The 21277-nt window shown below is 55.8% G+C and carries 22 protein-coding genes and 1 other annotated feature; of the genes, 21 read left to right on the top strand and 1 reads right to left on the bottom strand.

What is annotated here, in order from left to right:
- Positions 1-83 precede the first annotated feature (83 nt).
- The 15 genes from C6362_RS02420 (at position 84) to C6362_RS02350 (ending at position 14232) form a co-directional block, all read left to right on the top strand.
- Complete coding sequence (locus tag C6362_RS02420) at positions 84-1061, top strand: C-terminal binding protein (protein ID WP_014015179.1); 978 nt, start codon at positions 84-86, stop codon at positions 1059-1061.
- A gap of 18 nt (positions 1062-1079) precedes the next feature.
- Positions 1080-1886: a polysaccharide deacetylase family protein gene (locus C6362_RS02415; protein WP_014015178.1), complete on the top strand. Its 807-nt coding sequence runs from the start codon at positions 1080-1082 to the stop codon at positions 1884-1886.
- 23 nt (positions 1887-1909) lie between these two features.
- Positions 1910-2854: a phosphodiester glycosidase family protein gene (locus C6362_RS02410; RefSeq protein ID WP_014015177.1), complete on the top strand. Its 945-nt coding sequence runs from the start codon at positions 1910-1912 to the stop codon at positions 2852-2854.
- A gap of 10 nt (positions 2855-2864) precedes the next feature.
- A complete protein-coding gene (locus C6362_RS02405; protein WP_014015176.1) occupies positions 2865-3767 on the top strand; it encodes a hypothetical protein in 903 nt (300 codons plus the stop codon).
- Positions 3768-3776: 9 nt separating this feature from the next.
- Positions 3777-4112, top strand: coding sequence for a hypothetical protein (locus tag C6362_RS02400; RefSeq protein WP_014015175.1), 336 nt, complete (start codon positions 3777-3779; stop codon positions 4110-4112).
- Positions 4109-4615, top strand: coding sequence for a hypothetical protein (locus C6362_RS02395; protein ID WP_014015174.1), 507 nt, complete (start codon positions 4109-4111; stop codon positions 4613-4615). The genes C6362_RS02400 and C6362_RS02395 overlap by 4 nt, the downstream gene beginning before the upstream one ends.
- 150 nt (positions 4616-4765) lie before the next feature.
- Positions 4766-5563 carry an amino acid ABC transporter substrate-binding protein gene (locus C6362_RS02390; RefSeq protein WP_014015173.1) on the top strand — a complete coding sequence of 266 codons (798 nt, stop codon included), beginning with the start codon at positions 4766-4768 and terminating at the stop codon, positions 5561-5563.
- Positions 5564-5575: 12 nt separating this feature from the next.
- Positions 5576-6379, top strand: a complete 804-nt coding sequence (locus C6362_RS02385) for an amino acid ABC transporter substrate-binding protein (protein ID WP_014015172.1) — start codon at positions 5576-5578, stop codon at positions 6377-6379.
- A gap of 133 nt (positions 6380-6512) precedes the next feature.
- Positions 6513-7163, top strand: a complete 651-nt coding sequence (locus tag C6362_RS02380; RefSeq protein WP_014015171.1) for an amino acid ABC transporter permease — start codon at positions 6513-6515, stop codon at positions 7161-7163.
- Positions 7164-7174: 11 nt separating this feature from the next.
- The gene (locus C6362_RS02375) at positions 7175-7942 is read left to right on the top strand and encodes an amino acid ABC transporter ATP-binding protein (protein WP_014015170.1); all 768 of its coding nucleotides are present in this window, start codon (positions 7175-7177) and stop codon (positions 7940-7942) included.
- Between the two features lie 265 nt (positions 7943-8207).
- Positions 8208-9650 carry a hypothetical protein gene (locus C6362_RS02370; protein WP_014015169.1) on the top strand — a complete coding sequence of 481 codons (1443 nt, stop codon included), beginning with the start codon at positions 8208-8210 and terminating at the stop codon, positions 9648-9650.
- A 28-nt stretch (positions 9651-9678) separates the two neighbouring features.
- A complete protein-coding gene (galE, locus tag C6362_RS02365; RefSeq protein WP_014015168.1) occupies positions 9679-10674 on the top strand; it encodes a UDP-glucose 4-epimerase GalE in 996 nt (331 codons plus the stop codon).
- A 133-nt stretch (positions 10675-10807) separates the two neighbouring features.
- Entirely contained in the window at positions 10808-11245 is a 438-nt protein-coding gene (locus C6362_RS02360) for a hypothetical protein (RefSeq protein ID WP_014015167.1), read from the top strand.
- Positions 11246-11257: 12 nt separating this feature from the next.
- Positions 11258-12367 carry a type II secretion system protein GspD gene (locus C6362_RS02355; RefSeq protein ID WP_014015166.1) on the top strand — a complete coding sequence of 370 codons (1110 nt, stop codon included), beginning with the start codon at positions 11258-11260 and terminating at the stop codon, positions 12365-12367.
- A gap of 95 nt (positions 12368-12462) precedes the next feature.
- Positions 12463-12672, top strand: a binding site (T-box leader).
- A 117-nt stretch (positions 12673-12789) separates the two neighbouring features.
- Positions 12790-14232: a sodium:solute symporter family protein gene (locus C6362_RS02350; protein ID WP_014015165.1), complete on the top strand. Its 1443-nt coding sequence runs from the start codon at positions 12790-12792 to the stop codon at positions 14230-14232.
- Between the two features lie 908 nt (positions 14233-15140).
- Here C6362_RS02350 and crcB read toward each other — a convergent pair.
- Complete coding sequence (gene crcB / locus C6362_RS02345) at positions 15141-15521, bottom strand: fluoride efflux transporter CrcB (RefSeq protein WP_014015164.1); 381 nt, start codon at positions 15519-15521, stop codon at positions 15141-15143.
- A gap of 374 nt (positions 15522-15895) precedes the next feature.
- On the opposite strand from crcB, the gene C6362_RS02340 reads away from it, so the two are divergent.
- The 6 genes from C6362_RS02340 (at position 15896) to C6362_RS02315 (ending at position 21193) form a co-directional block, all read left to right on the top strand.
- On the top strand, positions 15896-17647 hold the full coding sequence (locus C6362_RS02340) for a radical SAM protein (protein WP_014015163.1): 1752 nt from the start codon (positions 15896-15898) through the stop codon (positions 17645-17647).
- A complete protein-coding gene (gene pgeF, locus C6362_RS02335; protein WP_014015162.1) occupies positions 17625-18431 on the top strand; it encodes a peptidoglycan editing factor PgeF in 807 nt (268 codons plus the stop codon). Before C6362_RS02340 ends, pgeF begins: the two co-directional genes overlap by 23 nt.
- Before the next feature lie 118 nt (positions 18432-18549).
- The gene (locus C6362_RS02330) at positions 18550-19233 is read left to right on the top strand and encodes a YggS family pyridoxal phosphate-dependent enzyme (protein WP_014015161.1); all 684 of its coding nucleotides are present in this window, start codon (positions 18550-18552) and stop codon (positions 19231-19233) included.
- Positions 19234-19248: 15 nt separating this feature from the next.
- Positions 19249-19761 (top strand): cell division protein SepF, encoded by a 513-nt coding sequence (locus tag C6362_RS02325; protein WP_014015160.1) that lies wholly within the window; start codon positions 19249-19251, stop codon positions 19759-19761.
- Between the two features lie 16 nt (positions 19762-19777).
- Positions 19778-20563, top strand: a complete 786-nt coding sequence (locus tag C6362_RS02320; protein ID WP_014015159.1) for a YlmH family RNA-binding protein — start codon at positions 19778-19780, stop codon at positions 20561-20563.
- Positions 20564-20602: 39 nt separating this feature from the next.
- Positions 20603-21193 carry a DivIVA domain-containing protein gene (locus C6362_RS02315; protein ID WP_080596475.1) on the top strand — a complete coding sequence of 197 codons (591 nt, stop codon included), beginning with the start codon at positions 20603-20605 and terminating at the stop codon, positions 21191-21193.
- Positions 21194-21277: the final 84 nt, after the last annotated feature.

Here is a 21277-nt window from a genome sequence, read left to right as displayed (position 1 = left end):
CTTGCTAATTGACTTTTATATGGTATATAATTAGGTGTATCTTTATGTCTAAATCTTTTGTTTATAGAAAAGGGGCAGTGATAATGTATCACATAAGTGTTTTGACAGGACGTCAGGATGAAGATGATTTTGGAGAGAGACTGCGCGATGTAGCGCGCGTTGAATATTGTCCTCCCGGAGATGAAGAAGAAATGGCCGACAGGCTCGAAGATGCGGACATCATCGTCTGCAAGTCCGAACCGATTACGGCTTCCCTTCTGAAAGAATTGGATGATCTGAAATTGATCGTCGTTTTATCGACGCGGTCGGATAATGTCGATTTGGAGGCTGCCCGGGAAAGGGGCGTCATGGTCATCAACAATACGTCGTACTGTGTCGACGACATCGCAGACCATACGTGTGCCATGATCCTGGCCCTCATCCGCCAGCTGCCGGAATACCAGAGCGATATCCGCACCAACAGCCGTTGGGAATACGGGTCCGTTTCCTGGCCCATTCACCGTGTCAGCAGCAATCTCATCGGCCTCGTCGGATTTGGCCATGTCGGCCGCGCCGTCGCCGCCCGTCTCCAGGCTTTTGGATGCAAGATCCAGGCTTATGATCCGTTTGTCAGTGAAAAGGTCATGATGGAACGCAGTGTCCGTCCCGTCGATTTTGACAAGCTTCTTCAGACCAGCGACGTCGTATCACTTCACATGCCGCTCAACGAAACGACACGTTACATCTTCCAGGACGAACAGTTCGAGGAAATGAAAGAAGGGGCCATGTTCGTCAATTGCTGCCGCGGCGGCCTGGCGGATGAAGCGGCCCTTTATCATGCTGTCGACGACGGCCACATCCGCAGTGCCGCTCTCGACGTATTATCTATGGAACATCCGAGCCCGATGCTGCTCAAGATGATCGCCCGGCCGGAATTCCTGCTCACGCCCAATGTCTGCTTCCATTCCGTAGAAGCCGACAAGGCCGTCCGTGATGATGCCGAACGGTATATCCGTTTGTTCCTGGCCGGCCATTACGACGAGCTGCCCGTTGTGACCCGGCGGGACAGCGAAGAATCTTAACGAGAGGGGCTGTACAATTTGCGTATATGGAAACTGGCCTGTCTGGCCGTTCTTTGCTGCTTCATGCTGGTTGGCTGTACGCCGACGCAGAGCGGCGATACGGCCAAGGCGGAAAAGCCGCAGCCGGCGCAGGTAGAAATGGCCGTGCCCAAACAGGGCATCCCGGTCCTGATGTACCACATGATCGGCGATGTGCCGGACAACGACGCGGTCCTCTTGGAATCGCACTTCCGGGAACAGATGAAGTTCTTGAAGGACAATGATTTCCATCCCATCACCATGGATCAGCTCTACGACTATATGGTCCACGACAAGCCCGTACCGGTCCGGCCGGTCGTCCTTACCTTTGACGACGGCTATCCCGATACGTACAGCATCGTCATGCCCGTTTTGAAGGAATACGGCTTTGCCGGGACGGTCTTCGTGCCGACCTATGATACGGACCAGGCGACGCGCCTGAACTGGCAGCAGGTCAAAGAAATGAAGGCTGCCGGCCTGACCATCGCGTCCCACAGTCATCATCATGAACGGGCGACGGACATGACGGGCAGTACCTTTGCCGATGAAATCAAGAAGAGCCAGGCTGAACTCAAGGAACAGCTGGGCATTACCAACGAATATTTCTGCTATCCCTATGGCGGCTATACGAAGAGCGCCGGCGACGCGTTGAAGGCAGCCGGCATCAAACTGGCCTTCACCATGGATCCAGGCTGGGCCAAATACGGGGACAACCCCTATGCAGTCAAGCGCATCTGGATCGGCAATGCCGTCGACATAGAAAACTTCAAGCAGCGCGTCACGACACCGCACTATGAAGAACGCTAACTTTATTATTTTCGAGGTTACTTATGAGGAAACACGTAAAAGAAATCGGTAAGTTTTTTGTCTTTGTCGCCATTTTCTTCGCCTTGACATCGCCTTTTGTCGTCCTCTTCGGACCGTTCGACAATCTGAAGCGCACCGTCGTCGGGGCCATCCTCAAGAGCCGTCATCCCCAGTACATTACCTGGCTCTTTTCGCAGGAAGAAATCGACAAGATCCTGGGCGGCATCAGCTCGACGCCGAAACAGGAATTGTTTAAATTCAAAGCCCGTACCGATTCGACATTGACTTTGAAGAATATCGATTCCAGCCGTTTCAAGGGATTCCTGCTGGAAATCCCGGATCCGCACCGCGTACAGGTCGCGACGGCTGAGAACATGGATGAAAAGGGCGATACGACCAGCGGCATCGCCGAACGTGTCGGCGCCGTAGCTGCCATCAATGCCGGCGGCTTCTACGATGCCAACGGGACCGGCACGGGCCGTCAGCCCTATGGCTTCATCCTCCACGATGGCAAATATCTCCTCGGCCAGGATGCGTCCGACGAGGAAGAAAATGAATTTGTCGGCTTCACCAAGGATGGCAACCTCATTGTCGGCAATTACTCCAAGGCCGAATTGAAAGAAAAAGACGTTGTCGAAGGCATTTCCTTCGGGCCGGCCCTCATCGTCAACGGTGAAAAGATGATTACCCGCGGCGACGGCGGCTGGGGCGTCGGTCCCCGCACGGCCATCGGCCAGCGCAAGGACGGGACGGTCCTGTTCCTGGTCATCGACGGCCGCCAGCCCGGCTATTCTGTCGGGGCGACACTGCGTGACATACAGAACATCATGTATGAAGAAGGCGCGGTCATCGCGGCCAACCTGGACGGTGGTTCCAGCTCGACCTTGTATTATAACGGCAAAGTCATCAACAAACCGGCGGACCTCTTAGGTGAACGCATGATTCCGACGGCGTTCGTCGTCAAGTAGGAGGCAGGCTATGAAAATACGAAAGTTCATCGCAGTCTTTCTGGCAGGCATCGCCGTCCAGGCTGCTATTTATCTCTATCTCGATCAGGTCCTGTTTGCGCCGACGTCGGACTTCCAGATCGGCGGCACGAACCAGCAGGAAGCCATGGGCGAAGGGACGGAACCGAACGGCCGCAGCTTCTATTCCTATGACAAGCGCTTCATGGCGACTATCGTCGACGACAGGGTCACGATTTACGAAGCCGGAAAGAAGAGCGATCCCCAGCGCATCAATCTCCACGGCCGTAAAGTTTCTTTCTTTGAATGGCTGCCCGACCGCAACCTGGCTATTTTCGCTACCTATGGCCGCGACAGGAAAAACGGCAAGTACGGCGTCTACATCGCCCAGTACAACCCGATTTATCCGGACCGCGAACTCGATACGCCTATCGAAGACGCACCGGTCGACAGCAAGATTACCGATGTCGCTTATTCGACAGCGACCAATGTCGTTTACATGAAGCTCCAAGTTGGCGAAAATAAATACCGCATCTACCGGACCGATGCCAACTACGATACGCGCCGCATCCACGTCCAGGCAGAAAACATCGGCCGCATTGCCGTCTTCTACGACTCGGATACCTTCTTCTACGACAACCTGAGGACCGGCGTCGTCTACATGTTCGACGGAGCGACCAGCAGCTGGCGTGAAATCTCGCCGAGCGGCAACTTCCGCCTCATCGGCATCGACGGCCAGGAAATCTACATCGCCGAAATGAACCACGACGACAAGGTCGTAGCCGCTTACCGGGGCCGCCTGCGCGTCGGCTTCAAGAAGATTGCGACGTACAAGACGCCGGAAGAATTTAATAAGATTACCCTTAATAGTATGCACGAAGCGTCGGAAAAATCCGACAAAATGGAAAAGAAGTAGGTGATTGTCATGGCAAAACATAAGATTCCCAAGAACCGCTCCATTGAAGACATGTTCCAGGGCGTTGAAGAAGAAGCGACTTTTGAAACGACGGGCTGGGAAGACGACGAAGTGAGCGTCCGCCGGCCGCAGGCCAAAAAGTCGGCCAAGAAGCAGACCGCATCGGACTTCCGCCGCCAGTTCTTCACGGATGACCTCCAGGAAAAAGTCGGCTCCATCCTGTTGGACATCAAGATGGCTTACTTCAAGGACGGCGTCGGCGACATCTCCCTGGAAGTCGTCAAAGACGGCCGCAACGTCGTCATCAAGACGGCGCCGAAGACGAGCAAGAAACTGAGAAAATGAAAAACGAGGACCTGGAAAAGCGCTTCCGCTGCGGTCCCGTCGAGGCGGCCTATGAGAACTCCAAGTGGTTCTCGGTCTTCATGAAGGTCCTCTTCCTCCTGGTGGCCATCTATTTCTTCTGGCTTATGATGGGCGAACAGCACCTCGTCGAGCACCTCGACAACTGGGCCGTCCTGGCTTTCTGCCTGTGGCGCATCCACCGCCAGGACGACGTCATGTGCTACGTCACCCGGAAAGGCCTCGTCGTCCGCCGCCAGTTCCGGTCCCTCCGCGAGTTCTACGACGATCAGTTCCATGAAGAGCGGAGCCTCGTCTTCCTCCCGTATAAGGATATCTTCGTCATCGGTGACAGCTGGCAGGAAATCCAGCTGGGCGAAGCCGAAGAAGGGGGGCTGGCCGTCCTGCCGGTCCACTTGCAGTTCCTCTCCAAGCGGAACAAACAGCGCATCATCGACCGCATCAAGCAGGCCCATGAGCGCGATGACGACGACAGCGCTCACTGACGGCGCCTGTCATATGTATGGTATGCATAAATCGGCATGGAGACATGCCGATTTTTTATACCCTAAAGCCTTTATCTTTTTAACGAAATAAAGTAAAATAAGGCTTGTACACAACGGTACGTCTAGATGATCTCAAGGGAGCGGATAATCATGGAATGGAGAAAATACGCAGCTGCCGGCATGGCGGCACTTCTGACAGCAACCTTCGTCGCCGGGTGCGGCGCTGACAAACAGACCGACAAGGGGGCGACGGCTCAAAAGGGGAAAATCGTCATCGGCCTCGATGATAACTTCCCGCCTTTCGGATTCCATGATGAAAGCGGCGAGCTCGTCGGCTTCGACATCGACATGGCCAAGGAAGCCAGCAAGCGCCTGGGCATGGAAGTCGAATTTAAGCCCATCGACTGGGACAGCAAGGAAACGGAACTGAAGAGCAAGAAAATCGATGCCATCTGGAACGGCCTGTCCATCACGCCGGAACGGGAACAGAACATCCTCTTCTCCCGGCCTTATGAAAACGGCCCGCAGATCCTGTTAGTCAAGAACGACTCGCCCATCCAGGGCAAGGCCGACCTGGCCGGCAAGATCGTCGGCACCCAGCAGGGCAGCACTGGGTTGGAAGCCATCGAAGCCGAACCGGAACTGCGCGATTCCTTCAAGGAATTGAAACAGTATTCGGATAACGTCACGTCCTTCATGGACCTGGAAGTCGGCCGCATCGACGCCGTTGTCGTCGCCCAGACGACAGCTGCCTACTTCATCAAGAAGAATAACGCGCCCTTCCGCATCATCGACGTCGGCTATCCGGACATCCCCAGCGGTGTCGGCATGCGCAAGGATGACACGGAACTGAAGGCCCGGATCGACAAGGTACTGGAAGATATGCACAACGACGGTACGTCGAAGAAGATTTCTGAAAAATGGTTTGGCATCGACGTCACGATGTAAGGAGGAATTTACATGAATTGGAAAAAAGCACTGGCTGCGGGCACCCTGGCTGTCGCAGCCGTTACCATGATCGCCGGCTGCGGCGGCAATACGGATAAACAGGCAGCACAGAAACTGCCCGATAAGATCGTCATCGGTCTCGACGACAACTTCCCGCCCATGGGTTTCCGCGATGACAGCGGTCAGCTCGTCGGCTTCGACATCGACCTGGCACAGGAAGCGTCCAAGCGCCTGGGCATCCCCGTCGAATTTAAGCCCATCGACTGGGACAGCAAGGAAGCGGCCCTCAAGAGCAAACAGGTCGACATGCTTTGGAACGGCTTGACCATCACGGACGAACGGTCTCAGCAGATTGCCTTTTCCAAGCCGTATATGAATAACGCTCAGCTCCTCGTCGTCCGCGCCGATTCGCCGGTTAGCGACCGGGCCGGCCTGGCAGGGAAAGTCATTGGCACCCAGGAAGGGAGCAGTTCCATCGACGCCCTGGAAAAGAACGCCGAATTCAAGGATTCCCTGGCAGAAGTCAAGAAATACGGTGACTTCGTCAATGCCTTCATGGACCTGGAAATCGGCCGTACCGACGGCATCCTCGTCGACAGCGTCGTCGGCCGTTACTACATGGCCAAGAAGCCGGGCAAATTCAAAGTCATCGACGACAAGATGGGCGACGAAAAATTCGGCGTCGGCATGCGCAAAGAAGATACGCTCTTGCAGGATAAACTCAACGACGTCTTGAAACAAATGAGCGAAGATGGTACAATGACTAAGTTGTCCCAGAAGTGGTTTAACGAAGATATTACCATTAAAGTACAGTAAGCGGAGATTCGCAGTTCGCAGTTTGCAACGGTCCTATGGACCGTATGTAGGGGCCGCCCAAAAGGGCGGCCCGCCTTGCGTATATAAGTGAATCCTATGCCGTATATGTGTTAATTCCCAAAAAGGAGCCAACATGGACTATTTATTTCACATCGTGCCTGCCGTTGCCGTAGGCCTTCAGATTACCCTGAAAATTTTCATCATCACCATCATCCTGAGCCTGCCCTTGGGCATCCTCATGGCTATCGGCCGTATTTCCAAAATCGCCATCCTGCGCAAGGCCATGTACGCCTATATCTATGTCATGCGCGGCACGCCGCTCATGCTGCAGATCCTGTTCATCTACTATGGCCTGCCTTTCATCATCGACGGCCTGAAACTGCCGGCCTTCCCGGCGGCTATCATCGCCTTCGTCCTCAACTACGCCGCGTATTTTGCCGAAATCTTCCGCGGCGGCATCCAGTCCATCGACCGCGGCCAGTATGAAGGTGCCAAGGTCCTGGGCATGACTTACGTCCAGACCATGCGCCGCATCATCCTGCCCCAGGTCATCAAGCGCGTCCTGCCGCCGGTATCGAACGAAACGATCAACCTCCTCAAGGATACGTCCCTGGTCTACATCCTGGCCATGAACGACATCCTGCGCATTACCCGTTCCATCGTACAGCGCGACTTTGATACGACGGCCTTCCTGGTAGCGGCTGTCTTCTATCTGTTCTTTACCTTTATCCTGACTAAGGTCTTTGGATATCTGGAAAAACGCTATGCCGTTTACGATGAATAAGGAGGATTATCATGAGTTTTATTGAAATGGACCATATCCGCAAGACCTTCGGCAGTCTCGAAGTCTTGAAAGACGTTACCCTCCACGTTGAAACGGGGGAAGTCATTTCCATCATCGGCCCGTCAGGGAGCGGCAAGAGTACCTTCCTGCGCTGTCTCTGTCAGTTGGAAACGATTAACAGCGGTTCCATCGTCGTCGACGGCCGGACCATGGTCAGTACGCCGGAAGGAAGCCAGCGTGCCGTCTATGCCCCGGCAGCCGAAGTCCGGGCCATCTGCCGCCGCATGGGCATGTGCTTCCAGCACTTCAACCTCTTCCCGCACATGACCGTTTTGGATAACATTCTGGAAGCGCCGCGCATCGTCAAGAAGATGAAGACCGAAGACATCATGCCCAAGGCCGAAGAACTCCTGAAGAAAGTCGGCCTCTGGGACAAACGCGATGCCTATCCGTCGCGCCTCTCCGGCGGCCAGCAGCAGCGTGTGGCCATTGCCCGCGCCCTGGCCATGGACCCGGACATCATGCTCTTCGACGAACCGACGAGTGCCCTCGATCCGGAACTGACCGGCGAAGTCCTGCGGACTATCAAACAGCTCGCCGATGAACACATGACCATGATCATCGTCACCCACGAAATGGCCTTCGCCAAGGAAGTCGCCGACCGGGTCATCTTCATGGCCGACGGCATCATCCAGGAACAAGGCAAACCGGAAGACGTCTTCGAACACCCGCAGAACGAACGGACCCAGAACTTCCTAAAATCCATGCTGCATTTTTGATTGCAAAATCGCAATTCGCAGGCCGCCAAAGGCGGTCTGAGAGGTTGCCATAGCCGCTTGCGGGAATCCCGTTATCAATCATTTACATGAACGGGCTCGCCACGTGCGAGCCCCTACAGCAAAAAAGGACTTGTCGTCATGCGACAAGTCCTTTTTCCACATCGGGCCCGTCCCCGTCCAGGAGGTAGCCCGTGCGCCCCGTTTTGTGCTATAATGACCTTATACGTGAATCAGACATTATTCTATCGAAAGGTAGGGAACTCACATGACCCAATTGAAATTACGTTCTGGATTTACTTTTGACGTAACCAACCTCTATGGTCCCAATGAAGTAACTGAAGATGAAGTAAAGGCTTTCGCGCCTGTCTATACAAAAGCCCACGAAGCCGTTATGAATATGCGCAAGACCGGTATCATGCCGGGCCATCTCTCGAAAGACGGCGAACCGGAAGAAGTCCTCTTCCCGCAGCTGCCGTACATCGAAGACGGCAACATCAACAGCCCGGAACGCATCTTTGCCCTGGAAGAACTGGCACGGACGACGCGCAACCGCGTAGACGCCGTCGTATTCCTCGGCATCGGCGGTTCTTATCTCGGCGGCAAGGTCCTCTTCGACGTCCAGTGCGGCGAATTTTGGAACCTTAAGAGCACGGCAGAACGCAAGGGCTTCCCGAAAGCCTTCTTTGCCGGCAACAACGTCGACTCCCATAAGATGACGGGACTCATCCATTTCCTCAAGGCTGACAGCCATACCAAACCGAACTACACGGTCATGGCCGTCGTCATTTCCAAATCGGGCTCGACCATCGAACCCATGTCCAACTACATGGTCCTCAAACAGGCCATGAACGACGCCGGCATCGCCCTGGAAACGGTCGCCGTTACGGACCCCCACGACGGTGGCGATAAAGAAACATTGCTCCACGGCCTGGCCAAGAAATCGGGCTGGCCCATCTTCTACGTTCCCGATGGCGTCGGCGGCCGTTTCAGCGTCTTCTCCGAAGTCGGCCTCATCGTCGGTGCCCTCACGGGCTTCGATATCCGCCAATTCCTCGACGGCGCCCGCGACATGGACCACGCCTGCCAGAATCCGGATATCTGGCAGAACCCGGCCCTGCTCAACAGCGTCCTCAAATTCCTGGCCGGCAAGAACCACGGCCGCGACCTGGAAGTCCTCATGCCCTATGCGGACAACCTGAAATCCCTGTCCGAATGGTACATCCAGCTCCTGGCTGAATCCCTGGGCAAACGCCTGGACAAACAGGGCAACGTCGTCAACTACGGCCGCACGCCGATCGTCGCCGTCGGTACGACGGACATGCACGCCCAGACCCAGGAACACCAGGAAGGCCCGCAGGACAAAGTCGTCCAGTTCGTCTCCGTCGAAAACTGGCCTGACGACGTCACGGTCCCCCATCTCTATGACGAATACCCGAAACTCGCTGCCTTCAGCGGCCTGCCCTTGAGCCAGATCCTGGAAGCCGCCCGTAGCTCCAATGCCGAAGCCCTCGCCGGTGACGGCCGCCCCAGCGCGAACTACATCTTGCCGGCCCTGACGCCGTATCACTTGGGCGAATTGATGTTCATGCTTTGCTTGTCCATCGCATACGAAGGCGAATACGCCAACGTCGACGCCTTCAACCAGCCCGGCGTCGAAGTCTATAAGAAATTCCTCGGCGGCCGCCTGAAGAAATTACAAGAAAAATAGATGATAATATAAGAAAGGCAGATTCTCAATGAATATTCTCGTTACAGGCGGCGCTGGCTACATCGGCAGCCACACGGTCAAAGCTTTATTGGCTCAAGGCCACGACGTCGTCGTTATCGATAATCTTTCCCGCGGCCATCGAGCAGCCGTCCCGGAAGAAATCCCTTTTTACGTCGTCGACATCCATGACATCGACCGGGTACAGCACATCATGGAAGACATGAACATCGACGCTGTCATGCACTTCGCCGCCCATAGCCAGGTCGGCGAATCCATGGAAAACCCGACGATTTACTATGATAACAACGTCGTCGGCTCATACAGCCTCTTGGAAGCCGTACGCCGGGCCGGCGTCAAATACTTCGTCTTCTCGTCGACGGCCGCCGTCTATGGCGAACCGGAACAGACGCCGATCACGGAAGACATGCCCTACCATCCGACCAACGTCTACGGCCAGACCAAGCTCATGATCGAAACCATGCTGGCCCAGTTCAGCCGGGCTTACGGCCTGCGCTACGTGGCCCTGCGCTACTTCAATGCCGCCGGGGCCGATGGAAGCGGCACCATCGGGGAAGACCATACCCCGGAAACACACCTCATCCCCTTGATCCTGCAGACGGCCCTGGGCCAGCGGGACAGCATCAAAATCTTCGGCACGGACTATCCCACGCCCGACGGCACCTGTATCCGTGACTACATTCACGTCACAGACCTCGCAGACGCCCACGTAAGGGTCCTCCAGTATCTCGCCGAAGGGGGAGAATCGCAGTACTTCAACTTAGGCTCTCAGAACGGCTTCAGCGTCCGTGAAATGATCGAAGCCGCTAAGAAAGTCACAGGCAAAGACTTCAAAGTCGAAGAAGCACCGCGCCGCGCCGGCGACCCGGCCATCCTCATCGCCGGATCCGAAAAGATCCGCCGCGTCACAGGCTGGCAGCCGACACACAGCAAAGTAGAACAAATCATTGCCGATGCCTGGAACTGGCATCAGCATCATCCGCAGGGCTATGGAGATAAGAAATAAGGTCTTATCCGCTCTGCCAAAGGTAAGGAACGGTCTCGTTCACCATCGCAAGACATGGCTTCCCTATGTGGGGATACTTGTCTGTCTTGGCGCCATCTGGTTGTGGTGGGACGAGCCGCAAGGACAAGAATACATGAAACGGGATGCTGTCCAGCATACTGCTGGAGCGCATCCCGTTTTTTCTGCCTCTGAAAAGGTGGAAAAGGGAAACGATAAGGGAAACCTCGTCTATGATGTCCGCCCGGCCTTGCGTTACAAATCCTTACCTGATTTATTTGCCGGCAGTCTGCCGAAGAAGACTGCTGCGCCTGAAGCGGTACAGCTGCCTGTTCCGGCGGCAGCGCCTAAAAAAGATAAGGAACCACCTAAAAAAGATAAGAAAGAATGGACATTGCCCATCGTTTGTGGGGCTGTCCACGAAGGAGAAGTCCATTTAGTCATTTTGAAATGGCAGGGACAGACGGCGACGTGTGCTGCCGGTGAATGGTGGAACGGCTGGTATGTCGCCTACGTCAACCGTCAGGCCACCGGCCTGCAGCGGGATGGACGGGTTTTTGAAATTCCTTTGTAAGGAAAGGCAGGGATGGTTGTGAATGAATGGAAAAAGTGGCTGGCTGTCAGCGTCTGTTGCCTTTGTCCCTGGACAGCGGGAGCCGTCGATGTACAGGTCCAGGATGTGCCGACGCGGACGGTACTGGAAGGACTGGCCAGGTCAGGGAATATCAATCTCGTCGTCGATGACAGCGTGCAGGGGGCATTGACGATGAACCTCCACGATGTCACCTTGGAAGAGGCCTTGCAGGCTATTGCCGACAGCCAAGGCTTGTACTATGAAAAATCCGGACTTATCCGGACGATGACCGGACCCAAAGCGGGAAAAGGCGTCAAGACGTTCCACACCTGGTCTCTGCGCTATGCCGACCCGGCCGTTTTGAAAGAAGCTGTCCAGGCGGCGGTACCGGAAGCCGATGTGCGCTGTCATAGTGATACGAATACCCTCGTCGTCGGCGGGACCCACCAAGTGCAGGCCGCTGTTCATTCCCTGGTGAAGCGCCTCGATGTGCCGGCGCGGCAAGTTGATGTTTCTGTAGAGGTCGCCTCCGTCGATGACAGCCTGTTGAAACAGACCGGTATGGAATGGAATTGGTCGACGGTGGAAGGCGGAGCGGACCACGATGTCTTTTCCCTGGCCGGGACAATCCACGCCCTCGAAGAAAAGGGACGGGCTCAGATTCTGGCTTCGCCGCATATGGTGGCCAGCAATGGCCGGGAAGCGCACATCCTCATCGGCGATAAGGTTCCCGTCCAGACAGAGCATCTGTCTGGCAAGGAGACGGCTGTGAGCACGACTTACGAAGAGGCGGGCATAAAATTGACCTATACTCCGCAGATCCATCCGGATAACTCGGTGACGGCCCAGTTGGTGGCAGAAGTGAGTACGCCTGTGTTTGTACCGGAAATGAAGGCCTACCGCATTGCGACGCGCCAGGCCCGGACGGTCGTGCGTCTGCGCGATGGCGAGCCCTTGGTCATTGGTGGTCTGATCCGCCGGGAAGAGGTGGAGCATTTCCGCAAGGTACCCATTCTGGCGTCATTGCCGGTGTTGGGGAAATTGTTTCGTTATCACTATAAGTCGCATAAAAACACAGAAATTGTTTTGGTTCTCAAGTCTCACGTTTTACTTGATTCGTAGTACGTTTTACGTGATTTTCTTTACATTTTTTCGTTACTTTTTCCTTGACTTTATTTTATTTTCCTGTATAATCATGGTCAACAACAGATTTCCTGATAACAGTTGTGATGGAAAAAAGTAGTGTCTTTGAGCTTTTCAGAGAGTCCCCGGCCGGTGTGAGGGGACAGGGGAGAGGGCATGAAGTTCATTCCTGAACTGTACGGCTGAACGTGAGTAGGCTGTACCGGGACGGCTGCCGTTATACGGCCATGAGTTGATCGATTCGAGATAATTAGGGTGGTACCGCGGAATCTTCCGTCCCTGGCGTACCACTCTTTTTTTATCCATATATCGATAAATTGGGTGGTACCGCGACTGAGTCGTCCCTTTTGTGAGGGGCGGCTTTTTTTTCGGGAAAGTATTTCAGAGAGGAGTTTTTTACTATGGGAACCACAGGGATTCAAGTCTTCATTATTTTAGTGTACATCGGCGTTCTCTTCGGTATCAGCTGGTATGTCAAGCATAAGGCTGCCGCTTCGACGGAAGCTTACGTATTGGCTGGCCGTAAATTGACGACGCCCCTCATCATGGTGTCTATCGTCGGCCTGGCTGTCGGCGGGGCTTCGACTATCGGCGTTGCCGAACAGGCCTACAAAGTCGGTCTGTCGGCCGGTTGGTATACGGCTGCCTGGGGCATCGGGGCCATCGTCATGGGCCTGACGGTCGCCAAGAAGTATCGTCAGCTCAACATTACGACGGTGCCGGAATTGTTGGAACGGTATTATGACCGCCGCAGCATGGTTGCCGGTATTGGCTGTCAGGTTTTGGTCCAGCTGGTCATCATGAGCTTGCAGTACGTCGCCGGCGGCGCTATCCTGGCCGCTTTGATGCCGAACATCTTCACGCCGGTTACGGGGATGCTCACCAGTGCCGTCGTCTTCATCGGCATTACCCTCATCGGTGGTATGTGGTCGGCCAGCCAGTCTAACGTCCTCAATGTTACCTTGCAGTACATCGGTATTACCGTCGCTGCTTTCCTTATCCTGAGCATGGCCGGCGGTATCGACGTCGTCGCTATCCAGGCTCCGTCCATTACGTCCATGGACCTCATCAGCGGTGTCGGCCCCATGACTATTGTCACGTGGATCGTCGTCCTCATTACGGTCAATGTTTCGCTTCAGGCTATTATCCAGATTTCCCTGGGTGCCAAGGATGTCCAGACGGCCCGCAAAGGCTTCATCATCGGCGGCCTGGTCATGCTGCCCGTTGGCTTCATCGCAGCACTCCTCGGCGTCATCGCTGCCGAAATGTATCCGGCTATTTCGCCGACGACGGCTTTGCCGAAACTCATCATGTCCCTCAATCCCTGGATTGCCGGCGTGACGTTGGCTTCGCTGTGGGCTGCCGATGTCAGCACGGCTTGCAATCTCCTGCTGTCGGCTGCGACGCTCTATTCCCATGATATTCATAAACAGTTCATCGACCCCAATATGTCCGATAAGAAATACATGACCGTTACCCGTATTTCTGTCCTGCTCCTGGGCCTGCTGACCTTGGGCTTCGCCCTGACCATCAGCGGCATCATTTCGACCCTCATGGCCGGCTTGTCGCTTATGACGGCTTTCGCAGTCATCGTCCTCATGACCATGTATGCACCGAAATATTGCTCCAGACAGGCTGCGTTCTACACGATTTTGGCTTCCATCATCGTCCTCGTCGCCTGGATGTTCGTACCGGCTGTCCGCGTACTGCCGCACGTCATCTATGCCGAATGGATCGTCTGCGCCGTCACTTTCTGCGGCATCAGCTTCGTATCCAAGAAAGCCATCGCAACAGACGGCCTCGTAGAAGAAGCCAAGACTGTCGGCGCACCGGCACAGCATTAGGAAAGTATCGGCCTAAAGTAAAAAAGGGGGCTGTCGCACGAAGGCTTTTGCCATCATGCGTGGCCCTTTTTCTTAAATGTTTGAGGTTTGATGTATGATGTTTGAGGCAATGGCTTTTAAAGTTTGTCCCATCCACATCAAACTTTCAACTTCAAACTTCAAACTCAAAAAGGCGTTGTCTTCATGCGACAGCGCCTTTTTTGCTCCCTTGAGAGGTTGTTTTTAAATCACCGCGTGGAAATTCAACCTCTCCGGCCCGTTGGGCCACCTCCCCTATGAGGGGAGGCTTTACGGCCTGCGGTCTGAGGGGGCCTTTCCCAAGGCTCGCCTCATAGGAGAGCTGTCAGCGAAGCTGACTGAGAGGTTGCTTTTGAAGTAGTGTGCGGAAATTCAACCTCTCCGGCCCGTTGGGCCACCTCCCCTATGAGGGGAGGCTTGCGGCCTGCGGTCTGAGGGGCCTTTCCCAAGGCTCGCCTCATAGGAGAGCTGTCAGCGAAGCTGACTGAGAGGTTGCTTTTGAAGTAGTGTGCGGAAATTCAACCTCTCCGGCCCGTTGGGGCGCCTCCCCTATGAGGGGAGGCTTGCGGCCTGCGGTCTGAGGGGCCTTTCCCAAGGCTCGCCTCATAGGAGAGCTGTCAGCGAAGCTGACTGAGAGGTTGCTTTTGAAGTAGTGTGCGGAAATTCAACCTCTCCGGCCCGTTGGGCCACCTACCCTATGAGGGGAGGCTTGCGGCCTGCGGTCTGAGGGGGCCTTTCCCAAGGCTCGCCTCATAGGAGAGCTGTCAGCGAAGCTGACTGAGAGGTTGTTTTTGAAGTAGTGTGCGGAAATTCAACCTCTCCGGCCCGTTGGGCCACCTCCCCTATGAGGGGAGGCTTTACTACGAGCCCCTAGCCACGAACCACTAACACTATCCCCACAAGGCGTTGCCCGTGGCGAAGCCTAGCCAGCAGCAGACGAAGCCGCCGATGACGTTGAAGGAGAAGTAGGCCAGGGCCGGGAAGAGGTCGCCGGTGCGGACGAAGGTGAGGAGTTCCATGTTGTACGTCGAGAAGGTCGTGAAGCCGCCGAGGATGCCTGTGACGAAGAAGAGTTTGACGACCGGCGGCAGGTTGCTGCTTTCGGAGAAGAAGACGAAGAAGACGCCGATGCAGAAGGAACCAATGATATTGGCCAGGACGGTGCCGTATGGGAAGAAGGCGCCGCCGTGAAGGTTGGCCAGTTCCGTGAGTAAATAGCGCAAGCCTGCGCCGATGCCGCCGCCCAGGGCGACGAAGAGGACTTTTTCCATGAAGAGGACTCCTTTTTTATGAAATAAGCGGGCCGCCCTTTGGGACGGCCCCTACGGAAGCGGTCCGTGGGGGTCTTTCAAAAGGCCCGCCTCATAGGAGAGCTGTCAGCGAAGCTGACTGAGAGGTTGCTTTTGAAGTAGTGTGCGGAAATTCAACCTCTCCGGCCTGTTGGGCCACCTACCCTATGAGGGGAGGCTTTGCGGCCTGCGGCCTGCGAACGGCGACCTGCGGGCCGCTCTTTTGAGCGGCCCCTACATCAATTAATACCATACCACGATGGAGAAGGCGATGCAAGACGCTGCTGGCCCATCGGGACATTCTGTGATACAATATAGGTTACCTATAAAGGATGAACGAAAGGGGAGGTGTATACATGAGCTGGCAAGTCGAAAAGGCCCTGGATGATTTGATGGCCCAGGAAACGGGAGCCGTATGCTATCCGTTCGGGACGCGTCACGCCATGGCTATCTGTTATCCCAATACGTACGACGTGGCCATGAGCAATCTGGGGATGCAGATCATTTACCGCGAAGTGAACGGCCGCGAGGACTGGCTCTGTGAACGGGCCTTCCTGCCGGACAAGGACCTCATGAAGGTCTTCGACAAGACGGGGGAACCGCTCATTTCCCTGGAGAACCGCCGGCCCCTGTCGGATTTTGAGATCCTCGGCTTATCGGTCAGTTTTGAAATGGATTATTTCAACGTGCCGAAGATCCTGGAAATGGGACGTATCCCCATCCTGGCAGCTGACCGCGGCGATGAGGATACGCTCGTCGTCATGGGCGGGCCCGTCGCCTTTTTCAATGCCGAACCGCTGTCGCCCTTCGTCGACGTCGTCCTGGTCGGCGAAGGGGAACACTTCATCCATTCCTTCCTCGATGCCTATGGGGAAGGCAAGGCCCGGGGCCTGGGGCGTCATGAACTGCTGCGCTATCTGGCCATCCACGTTCCCGGTGTCTATGTGCCGTCTTTGTACCGTCACGAATACGATGATGACGGCCATGTCGTGCGCATCGTCCCGGAAGAAGGCATCCCGGCCAAGGTCGAACGGCAATGGCATGAATTGGACCAACCGGCCGAGACGGTCATCGCCACGCCGAATACGGAGTTCGGCGCCATGTACCTCATCGAGATTGCCCGGGGCTGCGGCCGTCACTGCCGCTTCTGCATGGCCGGCTACTGTTACCGCCGGCCCCGCGTCCGCCCCTTGGACTATGTGAAGTCTGCCGTCCTGCGCGGCAAGGAGCTGGGCAAGAAGATCGGCCTCATGGGGGCAGCCATTTCCGATTATCCCTACATCGACGAACTGGTCACCTTCATCCGCGACCAGGGCCTGGCTTTTTCCTGCGCGTCCTTGCGGGCCGATTCGATTACGCCGACTATCGTCAAGGGACTGGCCGAAAGCGGCCAGAAGACGATCACCCTGGCGCCGGAAGCGGGCAGCAAGCACATGCGGGACATCATCAACAAGGGCATTACCGAGGAGCACCTGCTCCAGTCCATCGACCTGGCGACGGCCGCCGGCATCCGCCACGTGCGCATGTACATCATGGTCGGCCTGCCCATGGAGACCGATGACGATATACAGGGCATCGTCGACATGACCCGCCGCGTCCAGCAGCACATGGCGGCCATCGGCAACCTGAGCCGCATCACCCTGAGCATCAACCCCTTCATCCCCAAGCCCTTCACGCCCTTCCAGTGGATGGCCATGACGGAAAAGAAAGTCGTCGAGAAACGGCTCAATTTCCTCAAGAAGGCCCTGAAGGACAAGCAGATCGAGCTGCTCATCGAGCCCCTGCGTTCGGCCTATATCCAGGGCGTCCTGTCCCGGGGCGACCGCCGCGTCGGCGACCTCCTGGTCAAGGCCCATGAGTACGGCGGCGTCAAGGGCTGGAAGCGGGCGGCCAAGGAACTTCATTTCGATATTAAAGGATTTTTATATGATCAGCGTCCGACCGATGCCGTCATGCCCTGGGATACGATCGACACGGGACTGGTGCCGACGTACCTGACGGACGAGCTGAAGAAGGCCGAGACCGGCGAATTTACGATTCCCTGTTTTGACGGCTGCCGGCGCTGCCATATTTGCGGAGGTCATCATGACGAAGTGGGTAGAACATAAAAACGGAATCTGTTGGGAAGAAAGTACCCTCCTGGCCGGGGCCGGCCTGCGCCACGGCGTGACCGGCAAGAGCGGCGGCGTGAGCGAAGCGCCTTTTACATCGCTCAATCTGGCCCTTCACGTCGGTGACCGGCCCAAGGACGTCCTGGAGAACCGGCGCCGCCTGTGTGCTCTCCTGGGCTATCCCCTGCAGAAGCTGACGACGGCCCAGCAGACCCATGAAGACCACGTCGTCGCCGTCGGACCGGCTGAAATCGGCTGCGGTGCCGGCAGTTATGCCGACGCCCTGGCCCATACGGACGCCATCATGACAAATCTTCCCGGCGTGCCGCTCCTGCTCTGCATCGCCGACTGCGTGCCGGTCATCGTCTACGACCCGGTGAAGCAGGCCGTCGCCGTCATCCACGATGGCTGGCGCGGCACGGTACAGCGCCTGGCGGCCAAGACAGTCTTTGCCATGCGCCTGGCCTACGGGTCGGACCCGAAGGACCTCCTGGCCTATGTCGGGCCTTCCATTTCCCGATCCCATTACCAGGTCAGCGAAGACACGGCCATGGCCTTCCGCCGCCTGGGCCCGGACTACGCCGCCTGTGCCGGCGAGACTGACGGCGTCTGGTCCGTCGATTTGTGGCAGGCCAACCGCCTGCTCCTGCTGGAAGCGGGCCTCGCGCCGGACCACGTGGAAGTCACGACGAGCTGTGCCTTTTCCGAAGCGGATAAGTTCTTTTCCTACCGCCGCGATGGCGGCCATACGGGCCGCATGGGGGCCTTTGCCGTCCTTTGAAAAGCAGATGGGACAAATTTTTAAATATGACTAGCTTTTATAGCCTTAACTATATATAATAAAAGAAGTGTAATGTTTTATAAATATATATAATCACATGCACTACGGAGGGATAGGCTTGATTAAGGAAAATCTTGAGGCAGTAAATAAGAGAATTGCCGATGCAGCTGCCCGTGTCGGCAGAACTGACAAAATTACGCTTGTCGCAGTTACGAAGAATCATCCCGTAGAAATGATGGAAGAAGCCGCCAAATGCGGTGTCACGGACGTCGGTGAAAATCGGGTCCAGGAAGCACTCCAGAAGCTGGAAGCCTTTCCGGATAACCATTTGACCTGGCACTTGATCGGTCATCTGCAGACCAACAAGGCCAAGCATGCCGTCGAACACTTCGACCTCATCCACTCGATCGATTCGGAACACCTGCTCAAAGCTGTGGATAAGGAAGCCGGCAAGATCGGCAAGGTACAGGATATTCTCCTGCAGGTCAATGTGGCCCGCGAAGAAAGTAAATTCGGTATGGAAGTAGAGGACTTCCCGGCTATGTGCGAACTGGCCAAGGGTATGGAACACGTCCGCGTCCTGGGACTCATGTGTATCGCCCCGAATTACGACAATGTCGAGGATGTACGGCCTGTATTCCGCATTGCCCACGCTTTGTATGAAGACATGAAGCCAAAGTTTCCGGAAGGTCAGATCCGTTACCTGTCTATGGGCATGACCCATGATTTTGAAATAGCAATCGAAGAAGGCGCCAATGTCGTCCGCGTAGGTACGGCGATCTTTGGGCCCCGTAATTACTAAGGAGGAGTATTCACCATGGGAGTAAAGAAAGTTTGGGATAAATTAGTAGGTACTGTAGGCGGCGTCAACGAAGACGACGAATTTGAAACGGACGAATACGAAGACGAAGAAGAAATGGAAGAAGAACGTCCGCCGCGCCGCACGCCGGCCGTAGCTCCGCGCCGTTCCAGCGTCAACTATGCAGCACCGCAGGAAAAACCGCTGCGCATGGTCATCGTCGAACCGGAAACCTTTGATGATTCGCAGAGCATTGCCGATTACATCCGCGACCGCAAGCCCGTCGTCATCAACTTCGAATCGACGCCGGACGACATCGCCAAACGCGTCGTCGACTTCGTCAGCGGCGCTACGTATGCTCTTGACGGCAACATCCAGAAGGTCGGCAAGGAAATCTTCCTCTGCGTACCGAGCAACGTCACCGTCGATCACGGCAAACGCGACGATTACGGCGATTTCAACACGCCGCCCCTGTCCTGGAATGGCGGCAGCAACAATAACAGCAACGGCAATAACACGCCGCAGCACTAGTAATTGAGGGATTATCTTGAAGAACAGAGATCGGATTATCCGTTATTATCAGGGGACCGATAATGGCGAGCTCGCTGCCCGCCTTATCGATCTGGCTGACAGCACGGCCAAGGGCCGTCCTTATGCTGTCAGCGAGTTCGTATCTCCCGGCGCCGTCCAGATCGGCGAGACCATCCAGGCCCATGTGCCGTCCCTGGTCCTCCGGACCTTTGGCGGCTACGAAGGGGCTGAACGGGTCAAACTGGCCTTTGTCAGCGCCGATTACGACGGGCCTGTCGATTTCGGCATCACGGCCTGCCGTCTGTCCTGGGATGACCGCTACCGGCTCCTGGGGCACCGCGACGTCCTGGGCTCGCTCATGAGCCTCGGTGTCGGCCGGGAACGCTTCGGCGACATCATTATGCAGGAGGCCGGTGCCATCCTTTTGGCAGATACGAAGCTCGTCCCCTATTTACAGCAGAATTTCACAAAAATCGCTATGGTATCCATTGCCATCGAAGAGATGCCCCTGGAAGACATCGCGCCGCGCCAGGAAAAGGTCAAGGAAATCAAGACCACTGTTGCATCGCTCCGCCTCGATGCCATTGCCTCATCGGGCTTTGGCATTTCCCGTACCAAGGCGGCCGAAGCCATCAAGGGCGACCGGGTCCAGGTCAATTGGCAGCCTGCCAAGGGGCCGAGCCAGGACGTCAGTGAAGGCGATGTCATTTCGCTGCGCGGCAAGGGCCGGATGGAACTGGCCGAGATTACGGGTACGTCGAGAAAGGGCCGTATCGGCGTCTTGCTGAAGCGGTATATGTGATTCCCTTTTTCATACGGAGGAAATGCCATGCTTACACCAATGGATATTCACAACAAAGAATTTAAACGCGGCTTCCGCGGCTACAGCGAGGAAGACGTCGATGCCTTCATGAACAACATCGCCGGCGACTACGAAAAGGTATACCGGGAATATTGCGAATTGAAGGAACGCTGCGACAGCCTGCAGGATAAGCTGACGCAGTACGAAAAGATGGAAGCGACCATGAACAGTACGCTCATGCTGGCCCAGCAGACGGCAGAAAATGTCAAGGTCTCGGCCCGTAAGGAAGCCGACCTCATCCTGCAGGAAGCGGAAAGCAAGAAGAAGCAGATGCTCGACGAAACGATGATGAATCTGCAGAAATCCCAGCAGGAATGGGAAAAGCTCAAAGCCCAGACCGGGGCATACCGTGCCAAATGCCGCGCTATCCTGACCAGCCAGCTCAAGCTGCTCGACGATATGGCCCTCGACGGCGAAGCGGCGGCACCTGTCGCTTCGGATAAGGCTGTTGCCGTCAAGCCGGCAGCGGCTGCTGTCGCCGTTTCGGCCGAAGCGGCACAGAAAGCCGTACCCGACCATGGCAGCCACGACGGCAAGGACGCCGAAAAGGACGCCAACAAAGCCAAATAATACGTATTTTCTGGATATGCTCTCTTTCAGGTATGACGCACGTTAGACCCGGCAGGGAGTATATTTGTTTATAGAGGGGGGACC

Origin of the sequence: Megasphaera elsdenii DSM 20460, assembly GCF_003010495.1 — a bacterium.
Classification (GTDB): domain Bacteria; phylum Bacillota; class Negativicutes; order Veillonellales; family Megasphaeraceae; genus Megasphaera; species Megasphaera elsdenii.
This window is presented reverse-complemented; position numbering and strand designations above follow the sequence as displayed.

Coding starts and splice junctions, on each gene's coding strand:
- C6362_RS02390 (WP_014015173.1), top strand. CDS start 4,766: ATGGAATGGAGAAAATACGCAGCTGCCGGCATGGCGGCACTTCTGACA.
- galE (WP_014015168.1), top strand. CDS start 9,679: ATGAATATTCTCGTTACAGGCGGCGCTGGCTACATCGGCAGCCACACG.
- C6362_RS02350 (WP_014015165.1), top strand. CDS start 12,790: ATGGGAACCACAGGGATTCAAGTCTTCATTATTTTAGTGTACATCGGC.
- crcB (WP_014015164.1), bottom strand. CDS start 15,521: ATGGAAAAAGTCCTCTTCGTCGCCCTGGGCGGCGGCATCGGCGCAGGC.
- C6362_RS02355 (WP_014015166.1), top strand. CDS start 11,258: ATGGTTGTGAATGAATGGAAAAAGTGGCTGGCTGTCAGCGTCTGTTGC.
- C6362_RS02360 (WP_014015167.1), top strand. CDS start 10,808: ATGAAACGGGATGCTGTCCAGCATACTGCTGGAGCGCATCCCGTTTTT.
- C6362_RS02400 (WP_014015175.1), top strand. CDS start 3,777: ATGGCAAAACATAAGATTCCCAAGAACCGCTCCATTGAAGACATGTTC.
- C6362_RS02410 (WP_014015177.1), top strand. CDS start 1,910: ATGAGGAAACACGTAAAAGAAATCGGTAAGTTTTTTGTCTTTGTCGCC.
- pgeF (WP_014015162.1), top strand. CDS start 17,625: ATGACGAAGTGGGTAGAACATAAAAACGGAATCTGTTGGGAAGAAAGT.
- C6362_RS02370 (WP_014015169.1), top strand. CDS start 8,208: ATGACCCAATTGAAATTACGTTCTGGATTTACTTTTGACGTAACCAAC.
- C6362_RS02340 (WP_014015163.1), top strand. CDS start 15,896: ATGAGCTGGCAAGTCGAAAAGGCCCTGGATGATTTGATGGCCCAGGAA.
- C6362_RS02395 (WP_014015174.1), top strand. CDS start 4,109: ATGAAAAACGAGGACCTGGAAAAGCGCTTCCGCTGCGGTCCCGTCGAG.
- C6362_RS02420 (WP_014015179.1), top strand. CDS start 84: ATGTATCACATAAGTGTTTTGACAGGACGTCAGGATGAAGATGATTTT.
- C6362_RS02385 (WP_014015172.1), top strand. CDS start 5,576: ATGAATTGGAAAAAAGCACTGGCTGCGGGCACCCTGGCTGTCGCAGCC.
- C6362_RS02405 (WP_014015176.1), top strand. CDS start 2,865: ATGAAAATACGAAAGTTCATCGCAGTCTTTCTGGCAGGCATCGCCGTC.
- C6362_RS02375 (WP_014015170.1), top strand. CDS start 7,175: ATGAGTTTTATTGAAATGGACCATATCCGCAAGACCTTCGGCAGTCTC.
- C6362_RS02315 (WP_080596475.1), top strand. CDS start 20,603: ATGGATATTCACAACAAAGAATTTAAACGCGGCTTCCGCGGCTACAGC.
- C6362_RS02380 (WP_014015171.1), top strand. CDS start 6,513: ATGGACTATTTATTTCACATCGTGCCTGCCGTTGCCGTAGGCCTTCAG.
- C6362_RS02325 (WP_014015160.1), top strand. CDS start 19,249: ATGGGAGTAAAGAAAGTTTGGGATAAATTAGTAGGTACTGTAGGCGGC.